Source organism: Actinomadura sp. K4S16 (assembly GCF_008327685.1).
Lineage (GTDB): Bacteria > Actinomycetota > Actinomycetes > Streptosporangiales > Streptosporangiaceae > Spirillospora.
Map to the genome: position 1 here is coordinate 22,467 of NZ_BDDE01000031.1, position 17,808 is coordinate 40,274.

The following is a 17,808-nucleotide window of genomic DNA, read 5'->3' on the forward strand; positions in this document are numbered from 1 at the left end:
CCGATCGCGCGGACCCGATCGCGCGGGGGCGGTCAGCGCCGCACGGCGTAGCGGCGGACGCCGCCCTCCTCGTGGGAGTCCAGCACGCCCCGGTCGGCGAGGACGTCCAGATGCGCCTCGATCTCCAGGACGGCCAGCATCCGGCTGAACGCGTCCAGATCGTCGAGGCTGCGCCTGCGGCGCGTCCACCGCATCGCGGCCGCGACCTCGAAGGCGGTGCCGTGCCCGGCGCGGACCTGTTCGGCGGCGACGTCGAGCCGCTCGGCGTGGTGCTCCAGCAACTCGTCGATCCGGATGTGCACGCTCGGCCGTACGGGACCGTGCGCGGGCAGCAGCACGGTGTCCGGCATTTCGCGCACCAGCCGCAGCGACTCCAGGTAGCTGCGCAACGGCTTGGGCTCCGGCTCGGTCTCCAGCCCGATCGACGGGGTGATGTGCGGCAGGATGTGGTCCCCCGAGAACAGCAGCCCGGCGGCCGCGTCCCGCAGGACGATGTGGCCGCGCGTGTGGCCCGGCGTGGCGAACACGTCCAGGCCCCGGTCCGCCAGGGCGATGCGCTCCCCGTCGTCCAGCCACGCGTCCGGCATCGTGTGCGGGACGTCCCGCTCGGAACGGTCCACCGGCCGGCCCGCGATCTCGTCGGCCAGCGCGTCCGCGCCGCACCGGCGCAGCAGTTCGACCTGCCGGGGGTGCAGCCCCAGGTGGACGTCGAACGCCTCGATCGACGGCCGCTCGCCCCGGCCGATCCGCACCCGCGTCCCGAACGACTCGCGCAGCGCCAGGGCCTGCGAGTAGTGGTCCCAGTGGGCGTGGGTGACGAGGAACTGCGCCACGTCGTCCAGCCGGTGCCCGAGGGCGGCGAGCGCGCCTTCGAGCGAGGTCCGCGTGTCGGGCATGGCCCAGCCCGAGTCCACGACCACGAGGCCTTCGTCGTCCTCGATGACGTACACGTTGACCGCGTGCAGCGACGGGATCGGCAGCGCCAGGGGGATCCGGTGCACGCCCGGCGCGACCGGGTGGGCGCCCGGCTCGGTCCAGTCAGTCGGCTGCTCCACGACCGGTGCCGTCACCGCGCGCCCCCTTGATTGTCGAATCACGTTCGGAACGAACCTACTTCATCCCCGCCATCCCGTTTATCCCAGCCCCGCACCGGGCCGGGACTACCGGGGGTGCGGGTCGCGGGCGGCGGCGCGGCGGGCCTCGGTTGCGGCCCTGCGGGCCTCGCGGGCGGCCTCCTCCGCGCGGGCGCGGTTCTGCTCGGCGCGCTCCGCCCTGCGGGAGGCGGCGTCCCGCTCGGCGATCGCCCGTTCCAGTTCGCGCCGGAGGTGCCCGACCTTGGCGGAGGCCTCCTGCGCCTCGCTCCTGGCGGCCTCCGCCTGCTCCTCCCGGTCGGCCAGCTTGTCCTCGGCCTGCTCGGCGCGTTTGCGCAGCGTCTCCGCGCGCTTGGCGCGGACCGCGCTCGTGCGCGCCACGTTCGACTTCGCCGGTTCCCCCTCCTTCTTCCTCTCCGGCTTCCTCTCCGGCGACGGCTTCGCCTTGGCGGGCTTCTCTTTCGGCTTCGGCTTCGCGCGCTCTTCCTGGTCCGGGGGCGTCGCGAAACCGGCCGGGACGAAGCCGGAGTGGCTGCGGGGCTGCGACAGCCGCCCTTCCCTGACCTCCTCGGCGATGCCGGCGTCCACCGTGGCGGCCTGGAGGGTGTCCTCCACCTCGCGGACCGCCTGCTCCCGCAGCGCGCTGCCCGCGTCCGCGGCGAGCTCGCCCGCCGTACGCACCAGCGACCCGACGAGGCCGGCCCGGCGGCGCTCCAGATCCCCGAGGCCGCGGCCGGAGCCCCAGGCGGCCCGCATCTCCTCGCCGACCTCCAGCAGGTCGGCGAGGTCGCCGGTGTCCGAGCGCGCCAGGAGGTTCACCGCCCACGCCGAGAGGGTGGGGCGGCGCAGCGCCCCTATCCGCTTCGCGAGCGCGGCGTCGCCTTCCGCCTTCGCCTCCCGGGCCAGGCGGGTGCGGGCCTCCACGAAGTCGGCGGGCAGGACGCCGTACAACTCGTCGGCCGCACTGGAGAAGTCCACATCCGATCTCTACCCGCACCGGATCCGCGTGCATCGGGGGTGGACGGGCCCGGTTCCGGGTGCCATACTCGGCGACGAGTATTCGTCTACGAGGAGGGCGAGATGGCCAAGCGGCGCAAGGTGGGCAACCTTCTGGGGCTCGCCGTGCTGTCGACCGTCTCCGCCAAGCCGATGCACCCGTACGAGATGGCCTCGCTGATGCGCGCCCGCGGCAAGGACCGCGACATGGACATCAAGTGGGGGTCGCTCTACACCGTCGTCGGCAACCTGGAGAAGCACGGGTTTCTGGCCGTCGAGGGCAGTTCCCGGCACGGATCCCGGCCCGAGCGCACCGTCTACCGCATCACCGACGCGGGGCGGGACGAGCTGGCCGACTGGGTCCGGGAACTCATCGGGGTGCCCGAGCGGGAGCGGCCGCGCTTCGAGGCGGGGCTGTCGGTCCTCGGCGCGCTCGGCCCGGACGAGGCGGCGGCCCTGCTGCGCCGCCGCCTCGACGCGATGGAACGGGAGATCGCCGAGGACCGGGCCGTCCTGGAGGCCGCGAAGGAGGTCCCCCGCCTCTTCCTGATCGAGGCCGAGTACGACCTCGCGATGCGGCGCGCCGAGGCCGAGTGGGTGCGCGGCTTCCTCGCCGAGATCGAGGACGGCACGCTGCCGGACCTCGACCTGTGGCGGGCCTTCCACGAGACGGGCGAGATGCCGCCCGAACTCGCCGAGCTGGCGGAGAGGGGAGCCCCGAAGGACTAGCGAGCGAGAGGCCCGGCGGCGGTGCTGCAACACCGCCGCCGGGCCGGGACCCACCACCGAGAACCCGCGCGGAGCGGGCCCTGGCGGCGTGACGCGACACCAGCCTATCCGGGGCCCTTCGTGCGGCACGTTTCCTTCCACGGAGGAGAACATGGCGCATGCCATCGAGGCCGAGGGCCTCGTGAAGAACTACCCCGGCGACGTCCGGGCCCTGGACGGCCTGTCGGTCACGGTCGGGCGGGGCGAGATCCTCGGGCTGCTCGGCCCCAACGGGGCGGGCAAGTCCACCACCGTCAAGATCCTCACCACGCTGGTCCGGCCGGACGCGGGCGCCGCGGCCGTGGCCGGGCACGACGTGCTGCGGCGGCCCGACCGGGTCCGGCGCGTCATCGGCGTGGTGTCGCAGCGGTCGGGCGCCGACCCCGAGGCCAGCGGCCGCGACAACCTCGTCCTGCAAGGCCGCCTCTACGGGATGGGCGGGGCGCAGGCGCGGCGGCGCGCGGCCGAGCTGCTCGCCAGGTTCGGGCTGGAGGACGCGGCGGGCAGGCCGGCGAAGACCTACTCCGGCGGGATGCGGCGGCGGCTCGACGTCGCGCTCGGCCTCGTCCACCGGCCGCAGGTGCTGTTCCTGGACGAGCCCACCACCGGCCTCGACCCGGAGGCGCGCGCGTCGATGTGGGCGGAGATCGCGCGGCTGGCGGGCGACGACGCGCTCGCGATCCTGCTGACCACCCACTACCTGGAGGAGGCCGACCGGCTCGCGCGGCGGCTGGCGATCGTCGACCGGGGCCGCGTCGTGGTCGAGGGCACCCCCGACGCGCTCAAGGGCGAGCTGCGCGGCGACGCCGTCCACGTGGAGTGGCGGGAGGCGCCGCCCGAGCCGCGGGTGCGGGAGGCGCTGGACCGCCTCCCCGGCGTGCGCGAGGTCGTCGTGGACGGGCCGCGCCTCAGCGCCCGCGCCGACGACGGCGCGGCGGCGGTCCCCGCCGTCCTCGCCGCGCTCGACCAGGCGGGCGTCCCGGCCGCGGCGGCGACCGTCGCGCGGCCCTCGCTGGACGACGTGTACCTGCGCTACGCCGGCCGCAGGTTCGCGCACGCCGACGGAGCCGGCCAGGCCGAGACCGCCGCCGCCGGAGGTGCCCGATGACCGCCCTCGTGACCGGGACCTGGTGGATGACCCACCGGCGGCTGACCGCGCTGGTGCGCAACCCGGCCGTCGTCGTCATGACGCTGGTGCAGCCGATGATCTGGCTGTTCCTGTTCGGCCAGCTGTTCAGGAGGGTGGTCGAGCTGCCCGGCTTCGGCACGCAGTCCTACCTGGACTACATCGTGCCCGGCGTGGTGGTCATGAACGCGGTGTCGCTGAACTCCTTCGCCGGGATGGCGACCATGGACGAGATCGAGCGCGGGACCCTCAACCGGTTCCTCGTCACGCCGGTGCGGCGCGGCGCGATCGCGAACGCCGGCGTCGTCGAGCAGGCCCTCAGCACGGCGTTCCAGTCCATCGTGATCATCGCGCTGGGAGGGGTCGCGGGCGCGCACTACCCGGGCGGCCTCACGGGCCTGGCGGTGCTGGTCGCCGCGTCGGTGCTGATCGGCGTCGTCCTCGCCGCGCTGTCCAACACCCTCGCCCTGCTCGTGCGCGACCGCAACACCATCATCGGCCTGAACGTGATGCTGCTGCTGCCGCTGACGTTCCTGTCGTCGGCGTTCATGGCGAAGGGGCTGATGCCGGGCTGGATGCGGCACGTAGCGGCCGGCAACCCGGTGAGCTGGGCGCTGGACGCGGCGCGCGGCGCGCTCGCCGACGATCCCGACTGGGGGACCGTCGGGACGCACGGCGGGTGGCTGCTCGTCCTGACGGCGGCCGCGGTCGGGCTCGCCGTCCACTCGTTGCGGAGCTATCAGAAGTCGCAGTGACCGGGGAAGGACCGGCGGGGGATCGGGCGGCGCGACGCACCGGGACCCCGCCGGTCCTACCGGGTGTCGAGGAACCGGTCCAGCACGCGGGTCCCGAAGGCGAGGCCGTCCAGCGGGACCCGCTCGTCCACGCCGTGGAACATCCCGAAGTAGTCGAGCTCCGGGCCGAGCAGCAGCGGCGCGAAGCCGAAGCTCGTGATCCCGATGCGGTGGAACGACTTCGCGTCGGTCCCCCCGGCCATCACGTACGGGACGGGGCGCGCGAGCGGGTCCTCGGCGCGCAGCGCGTCCGCGAGCGCGGCGAACGTCGGGCCCGCCGGGTCGGCGGCCGGGGCCTCCTCGTGGTTGATGAACTCGCGGGTCACCTTCGGGCCGAGCAGCCGGTCGATCGTGGCGAGGAACTCCTCGCCCGTGCCGGGCAGGTACCGGCCGTCGACCTGCGCGGTCGCCACCCCGGGGACGACGTTGACCTTGTAGCCGGCGTCGAGCCGGGTCGGGTTGGCCGAGTTGCGGATCGTCCCGGCGAACAGGTGCCCGGCGCGGCCGAGCCGGTCCGCCTCCTCGTCGAGGCGGTCGTGGTCGATGGAGGTGCCGAGGGCGTCCGCCAGCCCGTCCAGCAGCGCCCGGACACCCGGCGTCAGGCGGACCGGCCACTCGTGGGAGGCCAGCCGGGACACCGCGTGCGCGATCTCGGCCACCGCGTTGTCGGGGGCCGGCTTCGAGCCGTGCCCGGCCGTGCCGCGCGCCGTCAGCCTCATCCAGGTCGTGCCGCGCTCGCCGGTCGCGACGGGGTAGATCCGCGTCCCGCCGGCGTCCACGCTGAACCCGCCGGACTCGCTGATCGCCTCCGTGCAGCCCTCGAAGAACCCGCGGTGCTCGCGCGCCACGTACCGGGACCCGTACTCGCCGGTGCACTCCTCGTCGGCCAGGAAGGCCAGGACCAGGTCGCCGCGCGTGCGCCGCCCCTCCCGCAGCCGCGCCCGCACGGTCGCGAGCGTCATCGCGAGGCTGCCCTTCATGTCGACGGCGCCGCGCCCCCAAACGCACCCGTCCCGCACCTCGCCGGAGAACGGCGGAACGCTCCAGTCCGCCGGATCGGCGGGGACCACGTCCAGGTGCCCGTGGATCAGGAACCCCGGATGGGACGGGTCGGTGCCGGGGATCCGGGCGAGCGTGCTCGCGCGGCCCGGCGCCGACTCGACGATCGTCGCCTCGACGCCCACCTCGTCCAGCAGGGCGGCGACGTGCTCGGCGGCGGGGCGCTCCGGCTCGGCCACCCCCTCGCCCCGGTTCACGGTGGCGAACCTGATCAGGTCCGCGCAGATCGCCGCCGCCTCGGCGCCCGCCGGATCGGCGCCGGTCCCGCCCACCGTGCCGTCCACCGTGCCGCCCGCCGTCGCGCCCGCCTGATCGAAGTGCACCACACCCCCATTGTCCCCTTTTGCAACGAAGCTTCATTTTGGTCCGTCGCTGACCAGTGTCAACTAATGATCAAGAACGTCTCGATCCGGTTTCGGATCCGTCAGCGCCGTACCCAAACCGTCAAAGTGAGTACGACGCTGCGAACAATCCAGGTGCGGCGGGCGGCCAAGCGCCCGCCGGAAGAAAGACGGCCGAGGAGGAGCATGACCATCCTGAGGGGTGCCGGAAGAGGTCTCCGCCTGAATGTCGCGGGCCTCGCCGCGGTGGCGCTGGCCGCCTCACTCGGCCTTTCGGCCTGCGGCGGGAGCGACGACGCCGAGGCCGGCGACGGAACGTTCACCGTGGGCCATTCCGAGCCGGACCACCTGCTGCCCGCCAACACGACCGGCAGCTACGCCTTCGACGTGATCACCGAGATGTTCGACAACCTGATGGACCTGACCAAGGACGGCAAGGCCGTCCCGCTGGCTGCCGAGTCGGTCACCTCGGACGACCAGAAGGTCTGGACGATCAAGGTCAGGCCGGGGCAGAAGTTCCACAACGGGGAGCCGGTGACGGCCCAGAGCTTCGCCGACGCGTGGAACAACGCCGCGTACGGGCCGAACGCGATGGGCGCCAACGACTACTTCTCGTACATCAAGGGGTACGAGGACATGAACCCCGAGGACGAGAACGCCAAGCCCAAGGCCGACAAGCTCTCCGGGGTCGAGGTCGTCGACCAGAACACGCTCAAGGTCACGCTGAACGACCCGTTCAGCCAGTTCCCGCTGCTGCTGACCTACCCGGCGTACGCGCCGATGCCGAAGGCCGGGCTCAAGGACACCAAGGCCTTCGACGACCACCCGATCGGCAACGGCCCGTACATGATGGACGGGAACTGGAAGCGCAACGGGCCCATCAAGCTCGTCGCCTTCCCCGGTTACACCGGGGCGCGCAAGCCGAAGAACAAGGGCGTGACCTGGAAGAGCTACTCCAGCGCGGACACCGCCTACACCGACCTGCGGGCGGGCCGGATCGACGTGCTCCAGACCATTCCGTCCGCCAAGGTCCCCGAGGCCAAGCGGCTCCTGGGCGACCGGTTCCTCACCCGGAAGATGAGCACGACCGACTACCTCGGCATTCCCGTGTTCGACAAGCGGTTCGCCAATCCCGACCTGCGCAAGGCCATCTCGATGGCGATCGACCGGCAGGGCATCAACAAGGCCGTCTTCAACGGCGGCTACTTCCCCGCCGACTCGCTGGTCCCGTCCATCATCCCGGGCCACCGCGCGAACGCCTGCGGTGAGCTGTGCACCTACGACCCCGCCAAGGCCAAGCAGTTGTTCGACAAGGCCGGCGGATTCTCCGGGACGCTGGAGTTGTACTTCTCCAACGCGCAGCCGACCTACGCCCAGTGGATGCGGATCGTCGCCAACTCGCTGCGCGACAACCTCGGCATCAAGGACATCCAGTTCCGGCAGGTCCCCGCCTCCGACTACTTCTCGCTGCTGAGCGACCGCAAGGAGAAGGGGCCGTACCGGCAGAACTGGGAGGCCGACTACCCGAGCCCGCAGAACTACCTGGAGAACATGTGGGGCTCGGCGGGCAACCGCATGGGCTGGAAGAACACGGAGTTCGACGACCTCATCTCCAAGGCCAACAAGACGCCGGACCAGCAGCAGGCGTTCGCGCTCTACAACCAGGCAGAGGACATCGCCATCCGCGAGATGCCGATGATCCCGCTGTGGACGTGGGCGGGCGAGGGCGGCCGTTCCAAGAGGGTCGACAACGTCACGATCACCCCGTTCTCCACGGGCCTGATCGCCACCGAAGTGACGGTGAAGTAGCCGGCGATGTGGCGCTACGTCCTCCGGCGGCTCCTGCAGGCGGTCCCCGTCTTCATCGGCACCACGCTGCTCATCTACGCGATGGTGTTCGCACTGCCGGGCGATCCGATCCAGGCGCTCGCCGGGGACAAGCCGGTCCCGGAGAACGTCCTGGCGACCCTCCGCGACCGCTACAACCTGAACGACCCCCTGCTGGTGCAGTACGCCAAGTACATGTGGGGCCTCCTCCAGGGCGACCTCGGCGAGAACTACACCGGCGAGAGCGTCTCGGAGATGCTCAGCGGGCGCTGGGCGGTGACGGCGCAGCTCGCCGTCACCGCCTGGATCTTCGAGCTGGTCCTCGGGATCCTGCTCGGCGTCTGGGCGGGCCTGCGCCGCGGCAAGCTCGCCGACACCCTCGTCCTCAGCGGGACCACGCTGGTCATCGCGGTGCCGGTGTTCGTGCTCGGCTACGCGGCGCAGCTCCTGTTCGGGCTGCACTGGCAGATCTTCCCCACGGCCGGGACGGACGACGGCTGGCCGATGAGCTACCTGCTGCCCGGGATGGTGCTCGGCTCGCTCGGCCTGTCGTACGTGGCGCGGCTGACCAGGACGAGCCTGTCGGAGAACCTGCGGGCCGACTACGTGCGCACCGCGAACGCCAAGGGGCTCTCGCGGGCGCGGGTGGTCGGCCGGCACGCCCTGCGCAACTCGCTGATCCCGGTGGTGACCTATCTCGGCGTCGACTTCGGGAACATGATGGCCGGCGCGGTCGTGACCGAGGGCATCTTCAACCTGCCGGGCATCGGGGGGCAGGTCTTCGAGTCGATCCAGCTGAAGGAGGGGCCCGTCGTGGTCGGCGCGGTCACCCTGCTGGTGCTGATCTTCCTGCTGGTCAACCTGGTCGTGGACCTGCTGTACGGGGTGCTCGACCCGCGGATCAGGTACGAGTGAGGAGCGCATGACCATCAAGCAGCCGGACGCCGGGCCGCCGGGCGCCGAGCCGGAGGCGCCGGCCGGCGCCGGCGCCCCGGGGACGAGCGCCGCCGCGGTCGCCGTCGCCGGCGGGGAGATCGGCCGGGCGTCGCTGTGGGACGACGCGTGGCACGAGCTGCGGCGCCGCTGGATCTTCTGGGGCTCGGTGGCGGTCCTCGCGCTCGTGACGCTCATGGCCGCGGTGCCGCGGCTGTTCACCGCCACCGCGGTCAACGAGGGCTGCGACCCGAACGACGCCAAGCTCGGGCCGTCCGGCGACCACTGGTTCGGCACCGACCTCGCGGGCTGCGACTACTACGCGCACGTCGTGCACGGCGCCCGCCCGACGCTGCTGATCGGCGTCGCCGTCACCGTGTTCGCGCTGCTGATCGCCCTGCTGTTCGGGCTGCTCGCCGGATACTACGGCGGCCTGGTCGATGCGCTGATCGCCCGGCTGACCGACATCTTCTTCGGGCTGCCGTTCGTGCTCGGCGCCACCGTGATCCTGGTCGCCTTCCCCTCGCACGGGGTGTGGGCGATGACGCTGGTGCTGGTCCTGCTCGGCTGGACGACGATGATCCGCATCATGCGGGGGCAGGTCATCTCCGTCCGCGACGCCGACTACGTGCAGGCGGCGCGGCTGCTCGGCGCGTCCGACCGGCGGATCATGGTCCGGCACATCCTGCCGAACGCGATCGCCCCGGTGATCGTGGTGGCCACCCTCAACGTCGGCCACGTGATCGTGGGCGAGGCGACGCTGGACTTCCTCGGCGTCGGCCTCCAGTACCCGGAGGTCTCCTGGGGCCTCCAGCTCAACCAGGCGAAGGACGCCTTCGTCGACCATCCGCATCTGCTGATCTTCCCCGCGGTGTTCCTGTCGGCCACGGTGCTGAGCTTCCTGCTGCTCGGCGACGCCGTCCGCGACGCCCTCGACCCGAAGCTGCGGTGAGCCGAGACATGACCACGGACCTGAAGGACGACCCGGTCCCCGCCCCGGAACCGGAGGCGCCGCTCCTGCGCGTCGAGGACCTGCACGTGCGGTTCCGTGTGCGGGACCAGGACGTGCACGCGGTGAACGGGCTGTCCTACACCCTCGCCGAGGGCGAGACGCTCGCGATCCTGGGCGAGTCGGGCTCGGGGAAGAGCGTCGCGGCGCAGGCCGTGATGGGCATCCTGGACGTCCCGCCCGCGCGCGTCGAGCGCGGGTCGGTCCGGTTGCGCGGCGAGGAGCTGCTCGGCCTGCCCGAGCGGCGGCGCCGCGCGTACCGCGGCGACCGCATCTCGATGATCTTCCAGGACGCGCTGACCGCGCTGAACCCGGTCTTCACGGTCGGCGACCAGCTCCGCGAGATGTTCCGGGTGCACCGGGGCCTCGGCCGCAAGGAGGCCACCGCGAAGGCCGTCGAGCTGATGGAGCGGGTGCGGATCCCCTCCGCCCGGAGCCGGCTCGGCGACTACCCGCACCAGTTCTCCGGCGGCATGCGCCAGCGCATCATGATCGCGATGGCGCTGGCGCTGGAGCCGGACGTGCTGATCGCCGACGAGCCGACCACCGCGCTCGACGTGACCGTGCAGGCGCAGATCATGCGGCTGCTGGCCGGGCTGCAGGACGAGCTGCGCATGGGCATGGTGCTGATCACGCACGACCTCGGCGTGGTGGCCGGCGTCGCCGACCGGATCGTCGTGATGTACGCGGGGTCGGTCGCCGAGCAGGCGCCCGCCCGGGAGCTGTACGCGCGGCCCGCCCACCCCTACACCCGGGGCCTGCTCGCCTCGGTGCCGCGGCTCGACCGGCGCGGCGGCCCGCTCGTCCCGATCAAGGGGTCGCCGCCGAACCCGGCCGCGCTTCCGCCGGGCTGCCCCTTCCAGCCGCGCTGCCCGCGCGCCGAGGCGCTGTGCGCGGCGGAGCGGCCGCCGCTCGTCACCGTCGCCCCGGGGCACGAGGCCGCCTGCCACTTCGCCGAGGAGGTGCACCGTGCCGGAGCCGAGTGAGGGCCCGATCCTGGAGGTGGAGGGCCTCGTCAAGCACTACCCCGTGACCCGGGGCGTCGTGGTCAAGCGCGCCGTCGGGCAGGTCAAGGCCGTGGACGGGGTGGATCTGGAGCTGCGCCGCGGCGAGACCCTCGGGATCGTCGGCGAGTCCGGGTGCGGGAAGTCGACGCTGGCCAAGCTCCTGCTCGCGGCCGAGCGCCCCACCGCCGGGACGGTCCGCTTCGACGGCCGCGACATCTTCGCGATGCCCAAGCCGGAGCTGCGGGCGCTGCGCCGCCGCGTCCAGATGGTGATGCAGGACCCCTACTCGTCGCTCAACCCGCGGATGACGGTCGGCGACATCGTGGGCGAGCCGTTCGCCGTCCACCCCGAGGTCGCGCCGAAGGGCGAGCGGCGCCGGCGCGTCCAGGAGCTGCTGGAGCTCGTCGGCCTCGACCCCGCCCACGTCAGCCGCTACCCGCACCAGTTCTCCGGCGGGCAGCGCCAGCGCGTCGGCATCGCCCGCGCGCTGGCGCTGCGCCCCGACGTCATCGTGTGCGACGAGCCCGTCTCGGCGCTGGACGTGTCCGTCCAGGCGCAGGTGATGAACCTGCTCGCCGAGCTGCAGCGCGAACTCGGCCTGGCGTACGTGTTCATCGCGCACGACCTGGCGGCCGTCCGCCACATCTCCGACCGGATCGCCGTCATGTACCTGGGCAAGGTGGTCGAGACGGGCGACGAGGCCCAGATCTACGAGCACCCCACCCACCCGTACACGCAGGCGCTGCTGTCGGCCGTCCCGGTGCCCGACCCGGACGCGCCCGGCTGGGCCGAGCAGATCCGGCTGGAAGGGGAGCCGCCGTCGCCGCTGGACCCGCCGTCCGGCTGCCGGTTCCGCACCCGCTGCTGGAAGGCTCAGGACATCTGCGCGGAGGAGGTGCCCGCGCTGGAGCAGCGGGAGGGCTCCGCCCATCCCAGCGCCTGCCACTTCGCGGCGGAGACCGTCCTGACGGACCTGACGGAACAGACCTGATCGCGGGCCGCGCGGGCGGCGGTCCGTAGGGTGGAGGCCATGGCACGCAAGGGCAGGCACGGATCCCGGCCGCGAACCTACGAGATCGCCGGCGGGGAGGCCGAGCTCCTGCGCGACGCCGACCGCGACGGCGGCTGGATGCTGCTCGTCGACGGCGTCCCCCAGTCGTACGTGGACCTGTCCGACCCCACCTACCTCGACTTCGAGTACATGCGGCTGATGGGCGACGTGGTCGACTCGCTCGGCCTGGAAGGGGAGGCGTTCGACGCGGTGCACATCGGCGGCGCCGGGTGCACGCTGCCCCGCTACATCGCCGCGACCCGGCCGGGCTCGCGGCAGATCGTGCTGGAGCCGGACGCCGAACTGGTGCAGGTCGTCCGGGAGCGGCTGCCGGTCAAGAACGTCCCAGGCCTGCGGATCCGGATCACCGACGGGCGCTCGGGGATCGCCGCGCTCGCGGACGAGGCCGACGACCTGGTCGTGATGGACGCGTTCGCCGGGGCCTCGATGCCGCCGGACCTCGCGACCCGCGAGTTCGTCCTGGACGCCGCGCGGGTGCTGCGGCCCGGCGGCGTCTACCTGGCCAACGTCGCCGACGGGTTCCGGCTGCCGTTCGCCCGCCGGGTGACCGCGACGGTCCGCTCGGTGTTCCGGCACGCGCTGCTGATGGGCGACCCCGGCGTGCTGCGGGGCCGCCGCTTCGGGAACCTGATCGTGGCCGCGTCGCGGGAGCCGCTCCCCGTGGCCGAGCTGACGCGCCGCGCCGCGGGCGGCGTCGTGCGCGCCCGGCTGCTGGAGGGCGGCGACCTGGCCGCGTTCTGCGCCGGCGCCGCGCCGCTGCACGACGGCGAGGAGATCGTCGCGCCCGTCCCGCCGCCGCAGGTGTTCGGCAGGTCCTGACGCCGCTCCGCCGCATCCCACGACCCGCCCAAGGAGGCGACCATGATCCTCGTGACCGGGGCGAGCGGCACGCTCGGCCGGCCCGTCACCCGCCTGCTGGCCGAGGCCGGCGCGGACGTGCACGCGCTCAGCCGCCGCGCCCGGGAGCCGGAGGCCGGGGTGACGTGGCACAAGGGCGACCTCGTGACCGGTGAGGGCCTCCGGGACGCCCTCGCCGGCGCCGAGACGATCGTGCACTGCGCCAGCGACCCGTTCCACTACAAGCGGGACCTCACCGCCGCGCGGAGGCTGATCGAGGCCGCGCGCGGGCAGGGCGCGCCGCACCTGGTCTATATCTCGATCGTCGGCGTCGACAAGATCCCTTACCGCTATTACCAGATCAAGTACGCGGTGGAGCGGATGATCGAGGAGTCCGGCCTGCCGTACACGATCCTGCGCGCCACCCAGTTCCACACCCTGCCCGACACGGTCTTCAACGCGCTCACCAAGATCCCCGGCCTGGTGCTGCTGCCGGGAGGGCTGCGGGACCAGCCGGTCGACGCCGGCGAGGTCGCGGCGCGGCTCGCCGAACTGGCCCTGGGCGCCGGGCCCGCGCGGCGGGTCGACGACATGGGCGGCCCGGAGGTGCTCACGGCCGAGGAGATGATGCGGGACTACCTGAGGGCGCGGGGGCTGCGGCGCCCCGTCCGGGTGCCGCTCCCGCTCCCCGGGCGCGCCGCGCGCGGGTTCCGGGCGGGGCACCACCTGACGCCGGACCGCGCGGTCGGGAAGCGGACGTGGCGTCAGTTCCTGGATGAGACCCATACGCATCGGTAAGGGACGGATTCCCCGTCCCGTATCGGTCTCATCGGGCCGCTCGATGTCCCATAATCGAGCGATGGAGTCGTCCACCCGAATTCTCATTCTCGGCATGGATTCGTCGGGGAGAATTCTCCAGTTCGACCGCAATGCCGCTGCGGTTCTGAGCCCGAATGAGAACGGCCTGCTGGGCGCCCTGCTGGACGAGGTGATCCCCGGCGCGCACACGCCGCTGCTGGAGGCGCTGAAGGCCGGGCGGGAGCGCACCGCCATGCTCGCCGTGGAGACTCCGGTCGGCGGCACGCTCGACGCCGTCGTGACCGTCCACCCGATGAGCGGCGGCGCGCCCGGGATCGCCGCGCTCGCCGTCGTGAAGGTGCCGGTGCCGCTGGCGGACCGGTTCGTCGACCCGGCCGTCATCCGCCGCGCGCTGCTGGACGACGCGCTCCCGCGGATCGGCTCCACGCTCGACCTGGAAATGCTCGCGCGCGGGCTGATGGACGTGCTCGTCCCGCACTTCTGCAATTCCGGCGCGCTGCTGCTGCTGGAGACCCACATCGACGCCGACGAGGGGCCGGAGGGCCCCGACGGCCCCCAGCTGCGCCGGATGGCGATCGGGTTCGACGACGAGGACCCGGCCTGGGACGCGACGTTCCCGACCGGGGAGTCCCTCGGCTACCCCCGAGGGACCCCGCACGCGCTGTGCCTGGAGTCCGGCGAGCCGGTGCTGCGCTCGCTCGGCGGCGAGGGGGCGACGTGGCTCGCCTCCTCGTGGCGGCGGCCGCCGGTCGCCGAGCTGCTCAAGGGCGCGTCGATGCTGCTGCTGCCGATCATCTCGCCGGTGGGCGTCCTCGGCTTCTTCGTCTGCACCCGCAACGTCGCGCACCGCCCGTTCGACGCCTACGACATCGAGATCGGGATGGAGTTCGCCGCCCGGGCGGCCATCTTCATCGAGAGCGCCCGGCAGTACTCCCGGGAGCGGGCGACCGCGCTGACCCTGCAGCGCAGCCTCCTGCCGACCGGGCTGTCGGCGCCGTCGCCGGTGGAGGTGCACCACCGGTACCTGCCGGGCAGCCGGCTCATCGAGGTCGGCGGCGACTGGTACGAGTCGATCGCGCTGCCGGGCGCGCGGGTCGCGCTGGTCGTCGGGGACGTGGCCGGGCACGGCGTGAAGGCCGCCGTCACCATGGGGCGGCTCCGCACCGCCATCCACACCCTCGCCGGGCTGGAGCTGCCGCCCGCCGAGGCGCTGGAGCGGCTCGACTCCCTGATGCGGACGCTCGGCGAGCGCGAGCCCCACTTCGCCACCTGCGCCTACGTCGTCTACGACGCGGTGAGCGGCCGGTGCGAGGTCGCCAGCGCCGGGCACCTGCCGCCGCTGCTGGCCCCGCCCGGCACGGCCTCGGAGTACCTGCCGGTGCCGCCCGCGCCGCCGCTCGGCGTCGGCGGCGAGGGCCCGATCGTCAGCCGCGAGTTCACCGTCGAGGACGGGACGCTGCTGTTCCTCTACACCGACGGCCTGGTGGAGAACCGGGCCCGCGACATCGACGACGGCCTGGCCAGGCTGCGCGCCACCTTCGGGCCGGGCGCGGCCGACCGCCCCCTGGAGGACCTGTGCCAGGCCGCCCTCGACGGCGTCTACGACGATCAGCACCGCGACGACATCGCGATGCTCGTCGCGCGGCTGGCGCGGATCCCCGCCGACCGGCACGCCTCCTGGGAGCTGCCCGCCGAGCCCGCCGCCGTCCGCCGGGCCCGCGGCCTCATCCGCGACCGGCTCGCCCGCTGGGACCTGGAGGACATGGCCTACACCACCACCCTGCTGGCGTCGGAGCTGGTCACCAACGCCGTCCGGCATGCCGGGGGCCGCATCGGGCTGCGGCTCGTGCGGGAGGGCGGGCTGGTCTGCGAGGTGTTCGACTCCTCCGACGGCCGCCCCCGGGTCCGCTACCAGGAGGACGAGGACGACACGAGCGAGTCGGGCCGGGGCCTCCAGGTGGTGGGGCGGCTGGCGCAGCGCTGGGGCGTCCGCCGCACCAAGGGCGGCAAGGTCGTCTGGTGCGAGCAGCCGCTCCCGTGAGGAGCCGCTAGCGCAGCACCGAGATGTGGACGTGGTCGTAGTGGTTCTGGGTGATGCTTCCCCGGTCCTCCATCGGCCGCCATCCGCCGCCGCGCACGTTCCAGATGTGCTGCTTCCAGATGACGTAGGAGATGCCCAGCCGCCGCGCGTTCGCGACGGCGTACCGGGCGACCTGGTCGCCGTGCCGCTGCGCGCCGGCGCTCGGCGTCCGGCCGCCGGTGCTCTCCATGAAGTCGCAGGCGCGGCCGTCGCCGTGGTCCTGCGGGTCGCCGGTGGAGCGGTAGCAGCCGATCACCGGGAACGGGCCGAACATCCGGGCGATCTCCAGCAGGGCGGTCCGCATCGTGGGCGTCATCATGTTGCCGGTGATGGGGGAGCGGTCGCCGACCGCCCCGTCCGGCCGCCCGGTCACCCGCGGCAGGCTCCTGCGCGGCGTGCCGCCGGTGCTCTTCGGCGCCGCCAGCGTCGCCACCCTCGTGCCGCGCGGGAGGATCCTCTTCAGCCGTTTCGCCAGCGCCGCGGCGTCGGCCTTCGGGGCGCTGATGACCATGCCGTTCCCCTCCGGCAGCCCCAGCGCGCGGGCCTGCCCGCGGGACACGACGGCGTCGACGTCGCCGATGCCCATCGAGGCGTAGGCGCCGACGCGGACCCGCCCCGGCTTCGTGCTGCGCCCCGCGGGGACCACGGCGCCGAGCGGCAGCGCGCCGTCCCGGCCCTGCTCGAACGACACCGCCAGGCCGCCGGACGCGACGGTCTGCCACAGCTGGTCGGACTGGGCGGTCGGCTCGGGCGCGAACGCGCGGAACCCCGACGGGTCGACCCCGAGCAGGCCCATGCGGCGGCCTCCGACGCTGGCCTGCGCCGCGTCCACGACCGTGACCCCGGCGACGCCCTTGAGGCGCCGCGCCCGCTCGACGGCCGCGGGCGGCAGCGTCGACGTCCCGGCGACCAGCAGATGGGGGGTGTAGCGGCGGGTCAGCGGCGCGACGGCCGGCGCCCGCGGCGCGTCGGCCACCGAGACGAGGTTCCCGGCTCCGCGGGGCTCGCGGTCCGCGCGCTCAGTCCGGTCCCGGACGAGCACGGTGACGTCGGCGGCGAGGGTGACGGCGATTCCGGCCGCGATGACCGCCGAGAGCGCCCTGCCATTGCGTCGCATCCGTCCCCGTCCCCGTTCCGTTTCCGTCCCTGCCGACCGGTCAGTCCCACCAGAACGACCAGTTGGTCTTGCCGCGGATCTCCTCGGCGTATCCGGCGAGGGTGCCGGGCCCCTGGAACAGGATGTCGGGGCAGAACGCCCAGTGCTCGGCCGCGACGTGGACGGCGTGTCGGGTGCTCACGGGCGGCGCGGCGACGCTGAGCTCCATGGTGTTGAAGCCGAGCGCGACGACGCGGGCGCCGAAGCGGTCCTCCCAGCTGCGCAGGACGGCCGCGAGCGGCGCCGTCCACTCGTTGTGGTTCAGCGCGCCCTGCCAGCCGACGGCGGCGATCGCGTCGGCGCTCCGCTCCACCGCGACCAGGCCGAGCGGCAGGCCGCGGGCGGCGAGGGCGCGGGCGTGCCGGTCGGCCATGGCGTCGGGGTCGTCGACCGGGACGCCGGCGGGCGCGGGGCCGGGGCAGTGCCGCCCGTACGGGGCGAGATCGCCGTGGTCGTCGTCGGCGGCCTGCTCCGCCCAGTCCGCCCACACCTCGTACATGAACGCGTGGGGGTGGTAGTTGCCGATCTCGGCGACCGGCTCGGGGGCGATCTGGCCCGCCGCCCAGGGCTGGTCGGACTCGTCCATGAGCAGGGGCCACAGCCCCGACCGGGCGTGCTCGGCGCGGACCCGGGCCCACAGCTCGCCGCGGACCGGCTCGTCGCTCAGCCAGAACGCGGGCCGCATGAGGAGCTGCCGCTGCGGGTACCCGGGGTCGGGCCAGACCAGGTCCCCTTCGGGCAGCGGAACCGACAGCGTCCGGCCGGTCGCGCCCTCCTCGGCGCCGCCGTCGAACAGCTGCGGCAGGTCGCCCGGCAGGGGCCGGACCTCCACATCATCCATTTCACGCCGTTCCGGTACAGAGCATGCCAGTGGCGATCGTAACGGCGGTAGG

At 73.4% G+C, this 17,808-nt stretch carries 16 protein-coding genes; 11 read left to right on the forward strand and 5 right to left on the reverse strand.

The genetic code is table 11. From position 1 onward, the window contains the following. Positions 1-32: 32 nt before the first annotated feature. Positions 33-1,070, reverse strand: a complete 1,038-nt coding sequence (locus K4S16_RS41980; protein ID WP_149264699.1) for an MBL fold metallo-hydrolase — start codon at positions 1,068-1,070, stop codon at positions 33-35. A 90-nt stretch (positions 1,071-1,160) separates the two neighbouring features. Beyond that, positions 1,161-2,069, reverse strand: coding sequence for a hypothetical protein (locus K4S16_RS41985; RefSeq protein WP_149264700.1), 909 nt, complete (start codon positions 2,067-2,069; stop codon positions 1,161-1,163). Between the two features lie 102 nt (positions 2,070-2,171). Between K4S16_RS41985 and K4S16_RS41990 the strand changes: the two genes are divergently transcribed. The 3 genes from K4S16_RS41990 to K4S16_RS42000 all read left to right on the forward strand — a co-directional run bounded on the left by K4S16_RS41990 (position 2,172) and on the right by K4S16_RS42000 (position 4,736). Further along, complete coding sequence (locus K4S16_RS41990; RefSeq protein WP_149264701.1) at positions 2,172-2,816, forward strand: PadR family transcriptional regulator; 645 nt, start codon at positions 2,172-2,174, stop codon at positions 2,814-2,816. 151 nt (positions 2,817-2,967) lie between these two features. Then, a complete protein-coding gene (locus K4S16_RS41995) occupies positions 2,968-3,963 on the forward strand; it encodes an ATP-binding cassette domain-containing protein (RefSeq protein ID WP_149264702.1) in 996 nt (331 codons plus the stop codon). Beyond that, a complete protein-coding gene (locus tag K4S16_RS42000; RefSeq protein WP_149264703.1) occupies positions 3,960-4,736 on the forward strand; it encodes an ABC transporter permease in 777 nt (258 codons plus the stop codon). Before K4S16_RS41995 ends, K4S16_RS42000 begins: the two co-directional genes overlap by 4 nt. Positions 4,737-4,792: 56 nt before the next feature. Here K4S16_RS42000 and K4S16_RS42005 read toward each other — a convergent pair whose 3' ends face one another. Then, the gene (locus K4S16_RS42005; RefSeq protein ID WP_149264785.1) at positions 4,793-6,106 is read right to left on the reverse strand and encodes a M20/M25/M40 family metallo-hydrolase; all 1,314 of its coding nucleotides are present in this window, start codon (positions 6,104-6,106) and stop codon (positions 4,793-4,795) included. 255 nt (positions 6,107-6,361) lie between these two features. Here K4S16_RS42005 and K4S16_RS42010 point away from each other — a divergent pair, with 255 nt between their 5' ends. From K4S16_RS42010 to K4S16_RS42045, 8 genes are all read left to right on the forward strand, one after another. Then, positions 6,362-7,984 carry an ABC transporter substrate-binding protein gene (locus tag K4S16_RS42010; protein ID WP_160161228.1) on the forward strand — a complete coding sequence of 541 codons (1,623 nt, stop codon included), beginning with the start codon at positions 6,362-6,364 and terminating at the stop codon, positions 7,982-7,984. 6 nt (positions 7,985-7,990) lie between these two features. Further along, positions 7,991-8,917: an ABC transporter permease gene (locus K4S16_RS42015; protein ID WP_149264705.1), complete on the forward strand. Its 927-nt coding sequence runs from the start codon at positions 7,991-7,993 to the stop codon at positions 8,915-8,917. 7 nt (positions 8,918-8,924) lie between these two features. Continuing rightward, a complete protein-coding gene (locus tag K4S16_RS42020; protein WP_149264706.1) occupies positions 8,925-9,887 on the forward strand; it encodes an ABC transporter permease in 963 nt (320 codons plus the stop codon). A gap of 8 nt (positions 9,888-9,895) precedes the next feature. Continuing rightward, entirely contained in the window at positions 9,896-10,930 is a 1,035-nt protein-coding gene (locus K4S16_RS42025; RefSeq protein ID WP_149264707.1) for an ABC transporter ATP-binding protein, read from the forward strand. Next, entirely contained in the window at positions 10,914-11,942 is a 1,029-nt protein-coding gene (locus K4S16_RS42030) for an ABC transporter ATP-binding protein (protein ID WP_149264708.1), read from the forward strand. Before K4S16_RS42025 ends, K4S16_RS42030 begins: the two co-directional genes overlap by 17 nt. A 39-nt stretch (positions 11,943-11,981) precedes the next feature. After that, positions 11,982-12,842, forward strand: a complete 861-nt coding sequence (locus K4S16_RS42035) for a spermidine synthase (RefSeq protein ID WP_149264709.1) — start codon at positions 11,982-11,984, stop codon at positions 12,840-12,842. 42 nt (positions 12,843-12,884) lie between these two features. Next, complete coding sequence (locus K4S16_RS42040; RefSeq protein ID WP_149264710.1) at positions 12,885-13,658, forward strand: SDR family oxidoreductase; 774 nt, start codon at positions 12,885-12,887, stop codon at positions 13,656-13,658. Positions 13,659-13,752: 94 nt separating this feature from the next. Further along, complete coding sequence (locus K4S16_RS42045; protein ID WP_149264711.1) at positions 13,753-15,720, forward strand: SpoIIE family protein phosphatase; 1,968 nt, start codon at positions 13,753-13,755, stop codon at positions 15,718-15,720. Positions 15,721-15,727: 7 nt separating this feature from the next. On the opposite strand, the gene K4S16_RS46240 is transcribed toward K4S16_RS42045, so the two are convergent. Further along, entirely contained in the window at positions 15,728-16,876 is a 1,149-nt protein-coding gene (locus K4S16_RS46240; protein WP_235037422.1) for a hypothetical protein, read from the reverse strand. Between the two features lie 40 nt (positions 16,877-16,916). Then, a complete protein-coding gene (locus K4S16_RS42055; RefSeq protein WP_149264712.1) occupies positions 16,917-17,756 on the reverse strand; it encodes a DUF4253 domain-containing protein in 840 nt (279 codons plus the stop codon). Positions 17,757-17,808 lie beyond the last annotated feature (52 nt).